A 16,211-nucleotide genomic window follows, 5' to 3' on the forward strand; every position below is an offset into this window, starting at 1 on the left:
AATCCGGCATGCGGGCGCTCGCGGATGCGCCACACACCGCATTCGCCATACCTGCAACGTCCCGCTAACCGGGAATCCTTTCGATGTCTCGCAGCCAGATCGTTGCCTCGCTGTCGCTCGGTGCACGCCAGTCGCCGCGCGGCGACAACGAGCCGCCCGATCCCACCTTGGGCGCATTCGGAATGCAGGAACGCTTGAACTGGCTGGTGTGAAAAAAGCGTTCGGCGAAGATCGCCAGATTGCGCTTGATATCGCCAAGCGTGTATTCGTTGCGCGCCACATGTGGACCCGCCGGCCAGACGCCGCGCTCGCGGTCGGCCCATGCGCAATGCGCGAGGAACGCGACCTTCGACGGTGAAAAGCCGAAGCGCAACAGGTAATAAAGGTTGAAGTCCTGCAACTCATACGGGCCGATAATGCTTTCGGTCTTCTGGTCGATGACTTTGTCGACCTTGCCGGGCACCAGTTCCGGACTGATCTCGGTCGCCAGTATCTGCTCCAGCACATGCGAGCCCGCGTCGCCGACCTGCCCGGACTCGGCGACCCAGCGCACCAGATGCGTAATCAGCGTCTTCGGCACGCTTGCGTTGACGCTGTAATGCGACATGTGATCGCCCACGCCATAGGTGCACCATCCGAGCGCCAGTTCGCTCAGGTCGCCTGTGCCGATCACGATTGCCTGATGAAAATTGGCGAGCCTGAAAAGATGACTGGTGCGCTCGCCCGCCTGAACGTTTTCGAACGTGACGTCGTATTGTTTTTCGCCCGACGCAAACGGATGGTGCAAGTCGTGAAGCATTTGCATGCAGCTCGGGCGTATGTCGATTTCCTCCATCGAGCAGCCCACGGCTTGCATCAGATCTTTCGCCTGTTGGAGTGTTCGGCTGCTGGTCGCGAAGCCCGGCATCGTGTAGCCAAGAATATTCGAGCGCGGCAGCTTCAACCGGTCCATGGCTTTTGCGCACACTAGCAGCGCCTGCGTGGAATCGAGGCCGCCCGAGACACCAATTACCACTTTCGAGATTCCAGCCGCGCCGAGTCTTTGCAGCAGCCCCTGCACCTGAATGTTGTAGACCTCGGCGCAGCGTTCATCGCGTGTCGCGGGATTTGACGGCACATAAGGGAAACGGTTGATTGAACGCATGAGCGGCAAATGCTCCGCATCGGGAAGCGAGGTCGGCACGCTGATCACCTGGAATTTGCCGACCTCGTTTGCGTGGCGGCGCGTGGACTGGCCGAACGTGGTTTGCCTCATTCGTTCGCGCGACAGCCGTTCAAGGTCGATGTCGCCGTAAATCACATGGGACGTGTCGACGAAACGCTCGGATTCGGCGAGCAGTTCGCCGTTTTCGTAGATCAGCGCCTGGCCGTCCCATGCAAGGTCGGTTGTAGACTCGCCGCGGCCTGCAGAGGAATATAGATACGCGGACAGGCATCGTGCGGATTGCTGCCCAACCAGTTGGTGCCGATAACCGGACTTGCCGATCACAATATTGGATGCCGAAAGATTGACGAGCACTGTCGCGCCCGCGAGCGCCGCAAACGACGACGGCGGCACGGGAACCCATACGTCCTCGCATATTTCTACGTGAAAGCGAAAGAGCGGTGCGTGCGGGACGTCGAACAGCAATGACGCGCCGAAGGGCGCATGCTGTCCGCATAACGTCACTTCGGATGTCGACGCGTTCTCCGCCGCACTGAACTGGCGGGCTTCGTAGAACTCGCCGTAGTTCGGCAGGTAGCTTTTGGGGACCACACCGCACAGCTTGCCGTTCGAAATCACTAATGCGCAATTGAACAGCTTATGCTCGATCTTCAGTGGTGCGCCGATCACCAGTACCGCGGGTATGCTCGTAGAGGCCGCAACGATCTCGCCGATTGCCGATTCGCAAGCGTCGAGCAGTGCTCGCTGGTGGAAGAGGTCGTCGCACGTATAGGCCGATATGCCGAGTTCGGGAAACACGACCAGCAGCGCACCTTTTTGTGCGGCCTCGCGGGCCAGTTGCAGCGTCTGTTGCGCATTGAATTGGGGATCGGCCACGCGGCACACCGGAACGGCAACCGCGACACGTGCAAAATCGTGACTGTACAAGTTGAAGAATGATTGTGTCATGATGTGCGGCGCCTATGAATAGCCGGTTGGATGCGAAAGCTTATCCGCTCCAACCAGTGTTGAACACAGCCCGATGCAGCGTTCGCGACGCGTTCAGGCGGCGTGCGGCGAACCGGGTCGAGCGTATCGTACGTTCGGCAACTGATTGAAGTAATACTCGACTCGCGAAAGCGCGTAAAGCGCTGCGTTTCGGCGGATGGTGGTGCGGTCTCCGTCGAACACTCGCGTTTCGGCAAACATGAATTCACCGTCCCGGCGCTTGTATCGCCACGCAAAGCATTGTGTGCCTGCCGGCAGATCCGTGCCTTTCGGCGGCGGACCCGCGAGCCCCGTATTCGAGACTGCGATATTGGCCGAGCACCCTTCGAGTGCGAGTACACCTGTGGCCATCTCCCGGGCGACTGCCTCGCTCGTCAGACCATGTTCTTCGATCGTCTGCGACCGCACGTTGAGTACACCGCATTTACCCGTCGGCGAGTACACGACAAGGCCCACGTCGAGGCATGCGCCGCTGCCCGGTACGTCTGCCAGCAGGGATGCAATGAGACCGCCGGTACACGATTCGGCGGTTGCGATCACAAGACCGCGCGACGAGAGAAATCCAACCACGCTGCGGGGAATGTTCATTTTTTCGTCCTCGTTTATCCGGGCTCGTTCATTTACGATAAGCCAGTCAGTTGTCATCGAGCAAGTGCAATACCCGTGGCGCATTCGTCTTCATCCAGCGGCACGGCGATTGCTCGATGCGCTTGTCCCTTCACCGGGACGCCATGGTTGTTTGTTCGGTTAGGCGCGCCACACGGCGAGCCGCTTTTTTCTGGGCTGCACGCGCAGCGTTTGCGCGCCGCTTTGTTGTCGGTACAGCGCTTGCTCTTTTTGCTTCGCATGTGACGGCTAGGGAGGCGACGTACATGATGTTTCCAACAATCGTTATCAACCGCGAGGATCCGTCCTCGATTGACGCACAGACGCTACTCGACGAACTGAGCGCGACGCTGGCCGTGTTTACCGGCGATGGCGGACAGAGCCGCTTTTCCATTCACGACGTCGCACTTGAGCGCTCGCGCTTTCTCGTTGCGAGGACCGGCTTTTCAACGCCGCTTGGCTGTGGCGCGTTTCGGCCGTTAGGCGAGCACATTGCCGAGATCAAGCGCCTCTATGCGCGCCCCGGCGCGGAGGGCGCAGGCAGTGCGATTCTCGCGCGACTCGAGAAAGAAGCAGCAGATCTAGGCTATCAGGCGTTATGGCTCGGCATGCACGTGAACAATCGTCGCGCGATCGAGTTCTACGAGAGACACGGTTTCCATCGCATCGCACCCTATGGCCCATACGTGAGCAAAGACGATTCGTGCTGCTTCGAAAAGCGCCTCGACGGACAGGCGCCCGATAACCAGCGCGAGGCCACCACGCGCGGGGCGTAATGCACATTGAATCGCACAGGCTGCGAGCCACGCTACTTGTGAATTTTTTCGCGCAGCGATTGAATGTCGTTGGCCGTTACAGGTCGTGCGTCATTGCCCCATGAAGTGCGGATCCATGAAAGCACGTTCGCCATTTGCGCATTGGTGAGCGTTTGAGCGAAACCGGGCATTGCTTGACGTGGCGGTCCGCTAATAGTCGCGGGACTGTTGCCGCCTTCCACCATCAAGCGAATCAGCGAGGTCGTATCTTCGGTGATCACTGATGGGTTGCCAGCCAGCCGCGGAAATACATTGGGCACGCCCGCGCCTTGCACACCGTGGCACCGCGCGCAGAACGAGATATAGACCCGCGCACCGACCGATTGAGGCGCATCGACTCGATTGCCGTTGCGCGACGGCAAGTCGGGCTGCGCATGCGGCTCATAGCTCCCGGAGGGCTTTTGCGCCGGCAGTGACTTCAGGTAGTGCGCCATGGCGAGCGCATCTTCGTCGGTCAGATATTGGGTGCTGTCTTCCACTTGCTCGACCATAGAGCCGAATGCGACGAGGCCCGCACCGTGTCCCGTCTTCAGAAATGCGGCAAGATCTTTTTCGCCGATACGTCCGAGTCCCGAGCCCGGATCGCGGGTCAGATTCGGCCCGAACCAGTTGTCGTTGACTCCACCCGTCAAATACAGGGGCGACGACTCGTCGTAGCCGCGTTCCTGAAAGCCTGGCCCACGAGGCGTGTGACATGCGCCGCAATGCCCCGGACCTTGCACGAGAAATGCCCCGCGATTCCACTGCGCGTCACGTCCGGCCTTCGGCTGATAGGGTTCTTTCGGTGCAAACGCGAGTTGCCAGAAATAAAGCACCCAGCGCTGATTGAAGGGGAACGGCAGCTTGGTGGGCGGAGCCGGTTCGGGCGCCGGTTTTACACCGTGCATGAAATACGCGTAAAGCGCGCGCATGTGGTCGTCGGACATTTTTGAAAACGACGCATACGGCATCGCCGGATAAAGCCGCTTGTTGCCCGGCGACACGCCCTCCCGCACGGAACGTGCAAAATCTTCGTAACTGTAGGCGCCAATGCCGTACCGGCGGTCCGGCGTGATGTTGCTGCTCATGATCGTGCCGAATGGCGACGTGAGTCCCAAGCCGCCGCCATAGGCTTGTCCGCCGACGGCGGTGTGGCAACCCGCGCAGTCCGAGGCTTTCGCGAGATATTCACCACGCGCTACGAGGGCCGCGAGCGCCGGGTCCGATGCGCCGGCGGGCTCGGCTGTGACACGCGGAGCCGTGAACGCGCCGAGCATCGCCGTGCCGGCCAGCACGATCAGTTTGAAGCGCCGCATCATGAGGTGGTATCCCGACGCGCGGCCAGTGTGTTAGGCATGAGGGTGACTGGCGCTCGATGCGTCAGCCAGCGCGCGCCAGTCAGAAGCGCTGCGATCAGATAGGCCAGACCGCCAGGCACCCACATTACGAGGCCGCCGAGTTGTTGATCCTGCAACGGATCGAAGCCGAGCGCCGAGGTTGGCTCGATATAAGCCGGGTACCAGAGCCCCGGCGCAAGCGTCAGTAATGCGCCCAGCGCGCCGGTGTGAACCATCGTCGTGAAGAGCGACAACATCGCATAGCCGCTTTGATCGCGCCGCGCGCCTTCTCCGAAAACGACCCACCAGAACACGAGCGCGCTCAGCAGGAAGCTCGCGTGCTGAAGCGTATGGATACCGGCCGACGCGAGCGCCGCTTCGAAAAAGCGGGGCATGTGCCACGCCCACAGCGCGGCGGCGTGCAGCAGCCATGCGACGGTGGGCGCACACAGCGCGCGCCACAGTCCGTACGGCACCGGCGTGCGGACCGCCGCGGCTATCGCGTGCCGTGCCGCGGGAGGAAAGGCCCACAGCCATACCGCGAGCGGTCGGCCGAGCACGAGCAGCGGAGCGGCCACGATCATCATCAGTTCATGTTGAACCATATGCGCGGAAAAGAGCGCCGCGCTCAATGCGTCGAGTGGCGAGTTGAGCGCGGCGACGAGCGCGAGCCATCCGGCTATGAACGCGCATAGCTGACGCGTGCGAATGCCGCGCCCGCGTCGGCTGCGCGCGCGCAGACGCCGGTAGCCGGCTGCATAGAGGCCGAGGCTCACGACGAGCAGTGCGACGACCCATGGTTCGAAAGTCCAGCGCAGCACGGGCGGCGCGCTTCTCTCCGCGGCAGTCAGCACATGTGCCTGTGCGCCCGGCGGAATACACAATACGGCCAACGCGAGTGCGCAGCGCATTGATTTGTTCATTGCACGCAGGGGGAAATAAGCCATTGCGGTATCCACATTGCGACGAGTGCAAGCGTCGACAGCATGCCGACCCAGGTGGCCGCGCACGCAAGCATTGCGGGACGCGCGGGGAGCGCGGTCGCCGTCGCGGGGGCGATCATGCCGGTCTCGCGCCAGCGGCGCCACGCCAGCAGCGTGGCGACCATCGAAAACAGCAGCGCACTGCCGGTCACGCTGCCCAGAGGCAGGACCGTTCGCCACGCACAGGAGGGCGTGACGAGCGCATAGTCAGCGCTCAGCGCGGCCAGTACCGCGGAAGGCGCGCCGAGGAGCGCGAGCCAGGTTCGCATGGCAAACCTCCATCACAAGCGGGGAGCGAGGTAGATCACCGCATAGATCGGCAACCAGCTGAGTACGACGAAGTACCAGTACAGCGCGTTCTCGCTCACGTCGACGAAACGTTTACCTTCAAACGGACCGGTGAACAGCAGCACGGCGAGCACCGCGGTGTCCAATGTGTCCGTAATGAGGTGCGTCGTGTGCAGGCCGAGCAGCAGCCACACGACCGAGCCGTAGGCGTTCGTGTACCAGCTCACGTTCAGTGCGGCGAACTCTACGCCGCGCACCACCAGAAAGCCCACGGAGAAAACCAGGCATACGGAGAGCCACAGACGCGCGCGGGCGCGCTGCTGGCGGTCCGCAGCTCGCTTTGCAAGCTGGTTTGGCCACATGCTCACCAGGAGAATCGCGGTGTTTGCGGTGCCCCACAGAAGGTCGGGCGGCGCCGCATTGAGCGGCCACTTTGCAGTGAGACCGCGTAGATAAAAGTACGTCATTGCCGCGATGGCAAAAACGGTCCCCTCGATCAGCATCAGGCAGATGGTGCTCCACCACATCAGGCTGCGATGCCCGAAGCCGAAGCTCGGCAGATGGCGCACGTCCAGCATCAGCACGGGAGTGGCGCCCGCATCGTTTTGCATCGCGTCTACCGGCGCTTTGCGCAGTTCCGTCATGGCCGCTGCTCCAGTTGCACCGCTTGCTGGTTCTGGCCGCGATTCGGCCAGAACCAGCCGATCAACGCGACCGTGACCGGCACCGAGCCCCACACGACAGCCCATGGCGAAAAGATCGAGCCGATAAACAGCACGGTGGTCGCCACCGCACTGATAAACGGCCAGATGGAAGGCGACGGAAACAGCAGACGCAAATCGGGCAGCGCGTCGAGCGCAGTAGTAGACAACACCTCACGCGATTCGGCAGCAAGGCCGCTGACGTAGGCAGGCTGCGCTGAGGGTTCCCACAAAGGGTCGCGTCCGTGAACCACTGGCAGCGCGTCGAAGTTGTGCGGCGGCGGCGGACTCGTGGTGCTCCATTCGAGCGTGCCCGCGCCCCACGGATCGGCGCCCGCCACTTCGCCATGCCGGTAGCTGTGCACCGCGTTGACAATAAACAGCAGCACGCTGACACCTATCGTTAGCGCGCCTATCGTGGCGGCCAGGTTCATACCGTCCCAGCCCATGCCGTGCGGGTAGGTCCACACGCGGCGTGGCATGCCGTGCAGACCGAGCACGTGCATTGGAAAGAACGCGACGTTGAAGCCGATAAAGAACAGCCAGAATTGCAGGCGCCCCAGCGTCTCGCTCATCAGCCGGCCAGTTGCTTTTGGATACCAGTAGTAGAACGCGCCGAATAGCGGAAATACCGCGCCGCCGAGTAAGACGTAATGCAGATGCGCGACCACGAAATAGGTGTCGTGTACCTGCAAGTCGAGCGCCACCGATCCGAGCATCACACCGGTCATGCCGCCCAGCACGAGAATGAAGAAGAAGCCGAGCGCAAACCATAGCGGCGTCTTCAGATTGAGGCGGCCGGTCCACAGCGTAGCGATCCAGCAGAAGATCTGCACGCCTGAGGGGATGGCGATTACCAGACTGGCGGCTGTAAAGAAGTTCTTGCCGAGCGCCGGAATACTCGTCGCAAACATGTGATGCACCCATAGACCGAACGCGAGAAAGGCCGTCATGATCAGCGCGAGCACCATGACCGGGTAGCCGAAAATCGGGCGGCGCGCGAACGTTGGAATGATCGAAGAAAGAAAGCCGAGCGGCGGAATGAAGATCAGGTACACCTCGGGATGTCCGAAGAACCAGAAAAGGTGCTGCCACAACAATACGTCGCCGCCGCGCGCCGCGTTGTAGAAATGCGTCCCGACCAGACGGTCGAGAATCAGCGCGGTGCTGCCGAGCATCACCGCCGGCATCGCGAACAGCACCATGAATTGCGTGATCAGCGTGGCCCACACGAATAAGGGCATGCGGTTGAGCGACATGCCGGGCGCGCGCATCTTGAAGATCGTCGTAATGAGCACGACCGCTTCGAGCAGCGAGGCGAGTTCGGTGAAGGTGATCATCTGCGCCCAGATGTCGACACCCTTGCCCGTCGAGTAATCAGGCCCGGCCAGCGGCACGTAACTGAACCAGCCTGCATCCGGCCCGGCGCCGAGCACGAACGCCACGTAAAGCGTCACGCCGCCGAACAGGAAGACCCAGTAGGCGTAGGCATTCATCCGTGGGAAGGCGACGCTGCGCGCGCCGATCATCAGCGGCACGAGCCAGGTGGCGACGGCCTGCATGACCGGCACGGCGAAGAGGAACATCATCGTCGTGCCGTGAATCGTGAAAAGCTGGTTGTATAGCTCGGGACCGACGAGACGATTGCCGGGCCGCGCGAGCTGCAGGCGCATGGCTAGCGCGAGGAGGCCGCCCAACAGGAAGAAAACGAACGTGGTGATCACGAAGCGCCGTGCCACGGTTTTGTGGTTGACAGCGGAGAGCCGGCCCAGCCAGCCCGGGGAATCGCTCCATGTGCGCGCAAGCGCTTCGGCGACCTGCTGGCCGGCAGCGGGGCCGTCCACCAGATGCGCGGCCGGCCGTCCTGGCGGGGATTGGCGTTCGCTCATTGGAGAGTTCTTATCCATGCGATAAGGGCATTCAGGTCCTGCGCCGACAGCTGGCTTGCCGGCATCGTGGTGCCTGGCTTCATGCTGCCGGGCGCCTTGATCCAGGACTCGAGATTGGCGGGGGTGTTTTCGAATGTTTCGGCGGCCAGCATTGGACGGCTCATCACGTGGGTGAGGTCGGGGCCGATCACCCCGTTTGCGGACGTGCCCCGCACGGTATGGCAGCCGGCGCAGTTGCCGGTCGTAAAGAGCCGCTCGCCTTGCGCCTGTAGCGCGTCGACAGGCTGCGGTGCAGGCGTCCGCTGGCGCGCGACCCACGCGTCGTACTGGGCGGGCGGCTCGGCGACCACCGTGAATGCCATCAGCGCGTGTTCGAGGCCGCAGAATTCGGCGCACTGCCCGCGATACGTGCCGGCGCGGTCGGCACGGAATTCGATCGTCGATTCGCGGCCTGGAATCATGTCCTTCTTGCCGTGCAGATTCGGCACCCAGAACGTATGAATCACGTCGTCGGCTTTGAGCGAAATGACGACGGGCCGCCCGACTGGCACGTGCAGTTCGTTCGCGACCGCGAATCCGCTGCCGGGCGTGTCGTCCGCGTAGCGCGCCTCCCACCACCATTGATGCCCGGTCATCTCCAGATGAACCGCGCCGGCGACGGGTAGTCGCGAGAGCGCGCGATCCGTCATGATATCGGCGAGCAGCAGCCCGAAGAGCAACACCACCGACGCAATCGACGCCCCGCTCACCACGCGGCCCACGCGTCTCTCCGGGCGCTCGAGCGAGCCCAGATCCGGGCTCGCATCGCGGCTGACACGCGGCGCCCGCGCCACGGCGAGGAGCAGGGCGATCAGCACCGCCGCGAACACGAGCGAGCAGACGGTCAGCGTGACGGTCCAGAGTGAGAAGATGTGCGCGGCCTGCACGCCTGCTGGACGCAGCGCGTCGTGAGCCGGGGCGGCGGGCGCTTCGAACGCAAGGCCGCCGGATAAAGCAGCCGCGAGAGCGGCTGCGGCCCTGAGCGCAATCGCGCCGCGCGGCGGCCTGCCTGCAACGCGCTGCAGATCGGTTCGGGGTGCTTGGCCGGATTTCATGCTTGGGCGCAATGGCTCATGGGGCTTTTGTGAGTGGCTTAGCAATCCCTGTACCGGACCAGATCAGGCGTTGGGCGTACTATGGGCGGCTCAGGCCGCTTACACTCGCTTACGCTCGTCGTGGCGGTCTTACGGAAACACTCTTCATATCGCAGGCGTTCGCTAATAAAATGTCAGATGCGCATAAAGCCGCAAAAGGACCGGCTTGACGTGGGCTTTACGTGCAAAACAACGAGAACAGTAGAAAACAACATGCGGTGCGCCGTCAGCGGCGCACTAAAAGCAGATTAGGTCCACAGCCTATTCTCGATGGAGCAGGTTAATGGCGCATGCATACGAGCCCGATGACATCGTTCAGAACTGGGCCAACATCTGGGTTCAATCCCTGCGCGACTACGCGGTGATCGGTCTGTCCGAAGACGGCCGCATCCGCTCGTGGAATGCGGGCGGTGAAGCCATTCACGGCTTTCGCGAGGACGAGGTCGTCGGCAAGCCGCTAGATATCTTTTACACAGCTGAAGAGCGCGCGAAGGGCTCGCCGCAAAGGGCGCTCGACACGGCGCGTAGCGAAGGGCGCTTCGAGGGTGAAGGGTGGCGGCTGCGCAAAGACGGTAAAGCATTCTGGGCGAGCGTCGTGCTCACGGCGCTGCGCTCGCAGGACGGCGCGCTTCTCGGCTATGGCGAGATCGTGCGCGACATGACCGACAAAAAGACGGTGCACGACGCGGTGCTCGAAAGCGAGCGCCGTTTCCGCCTGCTGGTGGACGGCGTGACCGATTACGCGATCTTCATGCTGTCGCCGGAAGGCATGGTGACCAACTGGAATTCGGGCGCGCGCCGTATCAAGGGCTATACGGCGAGTGAAATCATCGGCTCGCATTTTTCGCGCTTCTATACGCCTGAAGACGCCGCCAGCGGACTGCCGCAGCGCGGGCTCGCCGCCGCTGCACGCGACGGCCGTTTCGAAGCAGAAGGCTGGCGCGTGCGCAAGGACGGCTCGCGTTTCTGGGCACACGTCGTAATCGACGCGATCCGCGACGGCGGCGCGCTGGTCGGATTTGCGAAGATCACGCGCGATATCACTGAGCGCATGGAAGCGAATCGTCTGCTTGAAGAGACACGCGTCGCGCTCGTGCAGTCGCAGAAAATGGAAGCCATCGGCAAGCTGACGGGCGGCGTCGCGCACGATTTCAACAACGTCATGCAGATTTTGCGCGGCAACCTCGAATTGCTGGAAAGCCGGCATAAACGCGACGGCTGGACACGCGAGCGCCTCGACAAGGCGATCGACGCGGTCGAGCGCGGCGCGAAGCTCGCGTCGCAATTGCTCGCGTTCGGGCGCCAGCAGCCGTTGCGGCCTATCGTGATCAATCTTGCCGCCGCGATTCGAGGCATGGACGACCTGCTGCGCCGAGCGCTCGGCGAAACGGTCGAGATCGAGACCGTCGTGTCGGGTGGATTGTGGAATACCCTCGTCGACGTCCATCAGATGGAGAACGTGATCCTCAATCTCGCGATCAATGCACGCGACGCGATGAAGGAGGGCGGCAAGCTCACGATGGAAGTGTCGAACGCCATGCTCGACGAACAGTACGTCGCGGGCTTCCCAGACGTGCCCTCCGGCGAGTACGTGATGCTCGCCGTAACCGACACGGGTGCCGGCATGGCACCCGATGTCGTGCAGCGGGCGTTCGATCCGTTTTTCACGACCAAGCCCGAAGGCGAGGGCACCGGCCTTGGTCTGAGCATGGCCTATGGCTTCGTCAAACAGAGTGGCGGCCACATCAGGATCTACAGCGAAATCGGACACGGCACAACGGTGAAGATCTATCTGCCGCGCTCGATGGGAGACGCGGTCGAGGCACCGACCTCGCCGCCGGTCACATTAACGCTGCTTGGCGGGACGGAAACGATCCTGGTCGTCGAAGACGACCAGGCGGTGCAATCGACGGTGGTCGACACGTTGTCGGGTCTCGGCTATAGCGTGCTGAAGGCCAACGACGCCGAGCAGGCGCTCGCGGTGGTTCGCAGCGGTGTGCACATCGACCTTCTCTTTACAGACGTGGTGATGCCCGGTCCGTTGCGCAGCCCCGCCATGGTCGCCCAGGCGGTGCAGTTTTTGCCGCGCATGAAGGTGCTATTCACGTCCGGCTATACGCAGAACGCGATCGTGCATGGCGGGCGGCTCGATCCTGGCGTTGAATTGCTGAGCAAACCATATAGCCGCGAACAATTGGCGTACAAGATCCGGCAGATACTTGGCGTCGCTCCACTCGCGCGTACCGGCGACGCCGGCGAAAATGAGGGAGGAACGGCCGACAAGGGGCTGCGCCTGCTGCTAGTGGACGACGATCTCGATACGTCCGAGGCGATCGGCGAACTGCTGAAGCTGCTGGGCCACGACCCCGCTGTCACCGGCTCGCCGCAAGAAGCGTTGCAGCTCCTCTCGGAACAACCGTTCGACGTGCTGATTACCGATCTGTCCATGCCGGTCATGTCCGGACTCGAACTCGCGCAACGGGCTACCCAGATCCGGCCTACATTACGTGTGATTTTTGCTTCGGGTCACGAGATGCCGTCGGTGGACAAGCTGCCGTTTCGCTGGGGAGCGCTGCGCAAGCCCTATAGCATGGACGAATTGGGCGCGATGCTGCGCGGTTTCGACAAGTAGTCCGGGTAGGCTCCCCGCGCGTCAGCGCCCGGTGCAGTTGCAAACGAACTTGAATTGAGCGACCGCAAGCGCGGCTTCCTTTTTGCCGCGTTGTCGCAATTCTTCTGCGAGGAGCTTCTGGAACAGGGGCAGCTTCGTTTCGCCGTACAGGTCGCAAAACTCGCCGATCGTTTCGACGATTGCGCGCCTTTGTGTCTCTGGACTTAATGTACTGCTAATGTGCGAAGCGCCGCGCGCGAGTTCAAGCGCGTAGGTAACACGGGCAGTCGCGGCGGCGGCGCCTGAAGGTCCCTTCGGCATAGGGGTTCTCTCGTATTTTTATTTGATGTTCGGCGAGCGTTGCTCGCCAGTGTCGCGTGGCAAAAGGCTTTCATTAAATTTATCGCGCAAATTCTGAAGGAAATCTTAAGGCAGGGCTTTTGCGGCCAACATGCCTAGCTTTTGCTGCGCATAGCATCAACGGTGTCGGAAAACTCCAAGGTGCCCAAGGTGCCTTGTCTCGCTGTCTGTGCGCAAAGGCGCGCGCTATCCTGCTCACTGCGCCTGATCGGCGCCAGTCCGCTGATCTTCTCGGCCAGCATTCGCTCGTACACGCCGAAGTGCAAGTCCACCTCTTCCTGCGTGACGACTGTCACGAAGATCCGCACTTGCGAGGGCATCAAGCCGAGAACCGTGGCAATTGCCGTTTCGAGTTGCGGAGCGCAAAGCCGGTCTTCGGCGAAGGTCGTTCCGACCGATACGTCGTACGATTTTTCCTCTCGCACCGTGACATCCACGAGCCTCGCGCGCGCACTCATATTGTTCTCTATCGCCATGCGTATGACGTCCACGGCGGTTCTCATTGCTTCCGTTGGAAAGCCTCCCGGCGAGCGCAGGTAGACCCGATGCCGTCCAAGAGTCAGCCAGTCCGAATCGAATTCCATGCCTGTTTCTCCGACACTTTGATCTCGCACGACTATGTGGTTTCCGTTGTGTTTTTCAAGGCCAAATATTTGCGCAAAAGGGTCTTGAAATCGTCGTGTCCGAATCTATTTTAGATTCCGCTCAGGCAGACGCGCCGTTCCGGCGGCGCGCTGCGTGTTTCGATTTGTCTGTCAGCCGGTGCGGGCAGGCGGACTGGAGCGCGTAGGCCCGTCCGTCTCCTTGCCCCGGTGCTACCGAGGAGGAAACGATCATGAGTGACCTTTACTTCGCGACCGACCTGTTCAGCCAGCTCGACCGTTTGCAGCAGCAGATGTCGGCGGTGTTCGGCGGTTTCCCTTCGAGCATCCGCTCTGGCCGGATGTCGGCCTTTCCGCAAATCAATATCGGCACCACCGACGACTCGATCGAGATCGTCGCGTTTGCGCCCGGTATCGATGCGTCGCAACTCGACGTATCCATCGACAAAGGCTTGTTGACGATTGCCGGCGAGCGCAAGCGCGTCGCGCCCGAAGCGGACGAGTCCACGCGCCAATATGCGCAGGAGCGTTTCACAGGCTCTTTCCGCCGCGTAATCGAACTGCCGCAGCAGGCCGACCCCGACAAGGTCGAGGCGCGCTACACGAACGGCTGTCTGTCGATTAGCGTCGGCAAGCGCGAGTCGTCCAAACCGCGTGCAATCACCATTCAATGACCTCACGATGATGGAGCGAATCATGAGCGATACGACTGAAGTTGTTCAAAAGGAGCAGCAACCCGTGGCGCGCGGCGAGCGCGAGCCGGCTGAGCAGCGCGCGACGCTGACGCCGCCCGTCGACGTGATCGAAAACGCACACGGCGTCACGCTGTGGGCCGACCTGCCGGGTGTGTCGAAAGAGAATCTGGAGGTGCGTGTGCACGACGGCAATCTGCACATCGAGGCCGAAGCGAGCGTGCCGACGCGTGCCGGCTTGCGTCTGCAACACGCGGAAATCCGCGCGCCGCATTTCTCGCGTTCGTTCACGCTGGGTGCGGAATTCGACACGTCGAAAATCGAGGCAAACCTTCAGGATGGTGTGTTGAAGCTCGTCATTCCGCGCCGCGAAGAAGCGCGGCCACGCCGCATTGAAGTGAACGTCGGCTAATGCTGTTTGCCACGGCCCCGCAAGGGTCGTGGCTTATTGATTCGGCCCGGCAGATTGCTATCCGAAAAGTTGTGCGCCCGCGCTGGTGTCGGATGCCGGCACCGGCGCACGCGTTCCCGCAAGAAGATTTTCATAAACGCGCAGATAGTCGCTCGCCATGCGTGCAGCCGAGAAGCGCTGCTCGAACGAACGGCGGCATTGTGCGCGATCTATTTCGCCGACTCGCGCGACCGCGCTGACAGCCTGCTCGACGTTATCGACGATGAACCCGTTCACGCCATGCGTCAGCACTTCGGGCACCGCGCCGCGTCCAAATGCAATGACCGGCGTCCCGCATGCCATTGCCTCGATCATCACCATCCCAAACGGCTCCGCCCATTCGACCGGAAACAGCAGCGCTCGCGCATTCGCGATGAGTTGCCGGCGCAGTTCACCGCCGACTTCGCCGAGGTAGTCGGTGAAGTCGCGCGAACCTTCCAGCAGCGGTTCGATTTGCTGTGCGAAGTACTCCCGCTCGCCGGGATGAATTTTGCCGGCCATTTTCAACGGCAGTCCAGCGCGTCTTGCGATTTCAACGGCGAGGTCCGGCCGCTTGCCGGGCATTAAGCGGCCGAGAAAGAGTAGATACGACGCAGGCTCCGGCTGAAACGCGAATTCGTCGAGCGGTAGACCGTGATAGATCGTTGCTTGCCAGTTGGCGGACGGCACCGGCTTGCGCTGATCGTCCGAAATCGACACGAGCGGCGCTGACGCGAATTCGCGAAAAAGTGGCCCGTGATCCACAGGCAGCAATTGCCCATGAAGCGTGGTTAGCGACTTGCACGGTAACGCTCGTGTTAGCGGAAAGTGCAGCGGATCGCCATGAAAATGCACGACGTCGAACTCATTCGCGAGATCCGCAACACGCGCCAGCTGCCTCACGTGATGCGTGAGCGTGTCCCACACGGCCGTATCGCGCCACAGTCCGCGCTCGCAGATCGGCACCAGACGTGCAGCCGTGCTCGAGTCGGCCGTAGCGAACAGCGTGACATCGTGGCCGCGCCGAACGAGCTCTTCGGTGAGGTAGGACACTACGCGCTCGGTGGCGCCGTAAGCAAACGGTGGGACGCATTCGTAGAGAGGGGCGACTTGAGCGATTCTCACGGGGGCAGTCGTGTCTTGAGGTTGGGTGGAACGCGCGTCCGCGGAACATGCGAACGCGGCCATCGTTGCAGGCTTCAGGATTTGTCTTTCTTCACTTCCGACAGATCGTCCTCTTTTACTTCCGCTTGCCGGACCGTGGTGCCCTCGTCGTCGGTTTCGGAGACATCGGTTTCAAATGTTCCTTTGCCGGACTGATCGTTGCCCGTGCTTTGCGCGGTGTCGTCTGGATCATTCGGTTTCGTCGCCATTGCATTCTCCCGTGGGTTGGTTGGAAGGCAACCGGAGTCGAGCAAGGGACGCTCCCGGCCAACATCAACAGACGTCTTTAGATGACGCCGATTCTCGTCAGGCACGCTTGTAATCGTTGCGATGAAACGGCGAAATTTCTGCCTGGGGAATGCCGCGATCACGAACCCGCGTCGCGGCAGGAGCAAGGTAGATACGCATCACGGGCGCGGGCGCGGCATGGCGGTTGCTGCGTCTCTCATGTCGCAACGAACATTGCGCC

At 61.8% G+C, this 16,211-nt stretch carries 16 protein-coding genes; 4 read left to right on the forward strand and 12 right to left on the reverse strand.

Features of this window, described 5'->3' with window-relative positions; all coding sequences use genetic code 11:
* Positions 1 to 64 precede the first annotated feature (64 nt).
* Together OH764_RS20650 and OH764_RS20655 are read right to left on the reverse strand one after the other, a co-directional pair.
* Positions 65 to 2,113, reverse strand: coding sequence for a glutamine-dependent NAD(+) synthetase (locus OH764_RS20650; protein WP_498850570.1), 2,049 nt, complete (start codon positions 2,111 to 2,113; stop codon positions 65 to 67).
* Positions 2,114 to 2,206: 93 nt separating this feature from the next.
* Positions 2,207 to 2,740 (reverse strand): CinA family protein, encoded by a 534-nt coding sequence (locus OH764_RS20655; protein ID WP_498850571.1) that lies wholly within the window; start codon positions 2,738 to 2,740, stop codon positions 2,207 to 2,209.
* A 284-nt stretch (positions 2,741 to 3,024) separates the two neighbouring features.
* Between OH764_RS20655 and OH764_RS20660 the strand changes: the two genes are divergently transcribed.
* Entirely contained in the window at positions 3,025 to 3,534 is a 510-nt protein-coding gene (locus tag OH764_RS20660) for a GNAT family N-acetyltransferase (protein WP_498850572.1), read from the forward strand.
* A 32-nt stretch (positions 3,535 to 3,566) separates the two neighbouring features.
* Here OH764_RS20660 and OH764_RS20665 read toward each other — a convergent pair whose 3' ends face one another.
* The 6 genes from OH764_RS20665 to coxB are packed head-to-tail and all read right to left on the reverse strand — an operon-like array spanning position 3,567 to position 9,844.
* A complete protein-coding gene (locus tag OH764_RS20665) occupies positions 3,567 to 4,871 on the reverse strand; it encodes a c-type cytochrome (protein ID WP_498850573.1) in 1,305 nt (434 codons plus the stop codon).
* Positions 4,868 to 5,836 carry a cytochrome c oxidase assembly protein gene (locus OH764_RS20670; protein WP_498850574.1) on the reverse strand — a complete coding sequence of 323 codons (969 nt, stop codon included), beginning with the start codon at positions 5,834 to 5,836 and terminating at the stop codon, positions 4,868 to 4,870. Before OH764_RS20670 ends, OH764_RS20665 begins: the two co-directional genes overlap by 4 nt.
* A complete protein-coding gene (locus OH764_RS20675) occupies positions 5,809 to 6,141 on the reverse strand; it encodes a hypothetical protein (protein WP_498850575.1) in 333 nt (110 codons plus the stop codon). Before OH764_RS20675 ends, OH764_RS20670 begins: the two co-directional genes overlap by 28 nt.
* A 12-nt stretch (positions 6,142 to 6,153) precedes the next feature.
* Complete coding sequence (locus OH764_RS20680) at positions 6,154 to 6,804, reverse strand: cytochrome c oxidase subunit 3 family protein (RefSeq protein WP_498850576.1); 651 nt, start codon at positions 6,802 to 6,804, stop codon at positions 6,154 to 6,156.
* Positions 6,801 to 8,750 carry a cytochrome c oxidase subunit I gene (ctaD, locus tag OH764_RS20685; protein WP_498850577.1) on the reverse strand — a complete coding sequence of 650 codons (1,950 nt, stop codon included), beginning with the start codon at positions 8,748 to 8,750 and terminating at the stop codon, positions 6,801 to 6,803. The genes OH764_RS20680 and ctaD overlap by 4 nt, the downstream gene beginning before the upstream one ends.
* Positions 8,747 to 9,844 carry a cytochrome c oxidase subunit II gene (gene coxB / locus OH764_RS20690; RefSeq protein WP_498850578.1) on the reverse strand — a complete coding sequence of 366 codons (1,098 nt, stop codon included), beginning with the start codon at positions 9,842 to 9,844 and terminating at the stop codon, positions 8,747 to 8,749. Before coxB ends, ctaD begins: the two co-directional genes overlap by 4 nt.
* Before the next feature lie 322 nt (positions 9,845 to 10,166).
* On the opposite strand from coxB, the gene OH764_RS20695 reads away from it, so the two are divergent.
* Complete coding sequence (locus OH764_RS20695; RefSeq protein ID WP_498850579.1) at positions 10,167 to 12,515, forward strand: hybrid sensor histidine kinase/response regulator; 2,349 nt, start codon at positions 10,167 to 10,169, stop codon at positions 12,513 to 12,515.
* Positions 12,516 to 12,536: 21 nt separating this feature from the next.
* Here the strand turns inward: OH764_RS20695 and OH764_RS20700 are convergent, their stop codons facing one another.
* Together OH764_RS20700 and OH764_RS20705 are read right to left on the reverse strand one after the other, a co-directional pair.
* On the reverse strand, positions 12,537 to 12,815 hold the full coding sequence (locus OH764_RS20700; protein WP_498850580.1) for a hypothetical protein: 279 nt from the start codon (positions 12,813 to 12,815) through the stop codon (positions 12,537 to 12,539).
* Positions 12,816 to 12,949: 134 nt separating this feature from the next.
* A complete protein-coding gene (locus OH764_RS20705) occupies positions 12,950 to 13,438 on the reverse strand; it encodes a hypothetical protein (RefSeq protein WP_498850581.1) in 489 nt (162 codons plus the stop codon).
* 251 nt (positions 13,439 to 13,689) lie between these two features.
* Here OH764_RS20705 and OH764_RS20710 point away from each other — a divergent pair, with 251 nt between their 5' ends.
* Both OH764_RS20710 and OH764_RS20715 read left to right on the forward strand, forming a co-directional pair.
* Entirely contained in the window at positions 13,690 to 14,130 is a 441-nt protein-coding gene (locus tag OH764_RS20710; protein ID WP_310353448.1) for an Hsp20/alpha crystallin family protein, read from the forward strand.
* Between the two features lie 22 nt (positions 14,131 to 14,152).
* Positions 14,153 to 14,560 (forward strand): Hsp20/alpha crystallin family protein, encoded by a 408-nt coding sequence (locus OH764_RS20715; RefSeq protein WP_498850582.1) that lies wholly within the window; start codon positions 14,153 to 14,155, stop codon positions 14,558 to 14,560.
* A 57-nt stretch (positions 14,561 to 14,617) separates the two neighbouring features.
* Here OH764_RS20715 and OH764_RS20720 read toward each other — a convergent pair whose 3' ends face one another.
* Both OH764_RS20720 and OH764_RS20725 read right to left on the reverse strand, forming a co-directional pair.
* Entirely contained in the window at positions 14,618 to 15,703 is a 1,086-nt protein-coding gene (locus OH764_RS20720; RefSeq protein WP_498850583.1) for a glycosyltransferase family 4 protein, read from the reverse strand.
* A 74-nt stretch (positions 15,704 to 15,777) separates the two neighbouring features.
* Positions 15,778 to 15,951 carry a hypothetical protein gene (locus OH764_RS20725; protein WP_498850584.1) on the reverse strand — a complete coding sequence of 58 codons (174 nt, stop codon included), beginning with the start codon at positions 15,949 to 15,951 and terminating at the stop codon, positions 15,778 to 15,780.
* Positions 15,952 to 16,211 lie beyond the last annotated feature (260 nt).

The sequence above is a fragment of the Burkholderia sp. M6-3 genome (genome assembly GCF_050858985.1).
Classification (GTDB): domain Bacteria; phylum Pseudomonadota; class Gammaproteobacteria; order Burkholderiales; family Burkholderiaceae; genus Paraburkholderia; species Paraburkholderia caledonica.

Bases quoted from the DNA above. Each gene is read 5' to 3' on its own strand.
- OH764_RS20650 (WP_498850570.1), bottom strand. From the start codon at position 2,113: ATGACACAATCATTCTTCAACTTGTACAGTCACGATTTTGCACGTGTC.
- OH764_RS20655 (WP_498850571.1), bottom strand. From the start codon at position 2,740: ATGAACATTCCCCGCAGCGTGGTTGGATTTCTCTCGTCGCGCGGTCTT.
- OH764_RS20660 (WP_498850572.1), top strand. From the start codon at position 3,025: ATGATGTTTCCAACAATCGTTATCAACCGCGAGGATCCGTCCTCGATT.
- OH764_RS20665 (WP_498850573.1), bottom strand. From the start codon at position 4,871: ATGATGCGGCGCTTCAAACTGATCGTGCTGGCCGGCACGGCGATGCTC.
- OH764_RS20670 (WP_498850574.1), bottom strand. From the start codon at position 5,836: ATGGCTTATTTCCCCCTGCGTGCAATGAACAAATCAATGCGCTGCGCA.
- OH764_RS20675 (WP_498850575.1), bottom strand. From the start codon at position 6,141: ATGCGAACCTGGCTCGCGCTCCTCGGCGCGCCTTCCGCGGTACTGGCC.
- OH764_RS20680 (WP_498850576.1), bottom strand. From the start codon at position 6,804: ATGACGGAACTGCGCAAAGCGCCGGTAGACGCGATGCAAAACGATGCG.
- ctaD (WP_498850577.1), bottom strand. From the start codon at position 8,750: ATGAGCGAACGCCAATCCCCGCCAGGACGGCCGGCCGCGCATCTGGTG.
- coxB (WP_498850578.1), bottom strand. From the start codon at position 9,844: ATGAAATCCGGCCAAGCACCCCGAACCGATCTGCAGCGCGTTGCAGGC.
- OH764_RS20695 (WP_498850579.1), top strand. From the start codon at position 10,167: ATGGCGCATGCATACGAGCCCGATGACATCGTTCAGAACTGGGCCAAC.
- OH764_RS20700 (WP_498850580.1), bottom strand. From the start codon at position 12,815: ATGCCGAAGGGACCTTCAGGCGCCGCCGCCGCGACTGCCCGTGTTACC.
- OH764_RS20705 (WP_498850581.1), bottom strand. From the start codon at position 13,438: ATGGAATTCGATTCGGACTGGCTGACTCTTGGACGGCATCGGGTCTAC.
- OH764_RS20710 (WP_310353448.1), top strand. From the start codon at position 13,690: ATGAGTGACCTTTACTTCGCGACCGACCTGTTCAGCCAGCTCGACCGT.
- OH764_RS20715 (WP_498850582.1), top strand. From the start codon at position 14,153: ATGAGCGATACGACTGAAGTTGTTCAAAAGGAGCAGCAACCCGTGGCG.
- OH764_RS20725 (WP_498850584.1), bottom strand. From the start codon at position 15,951: ATGGCGACGAAACCGAATGATCCAGACGACACCGCGCAAAGCACGGGC.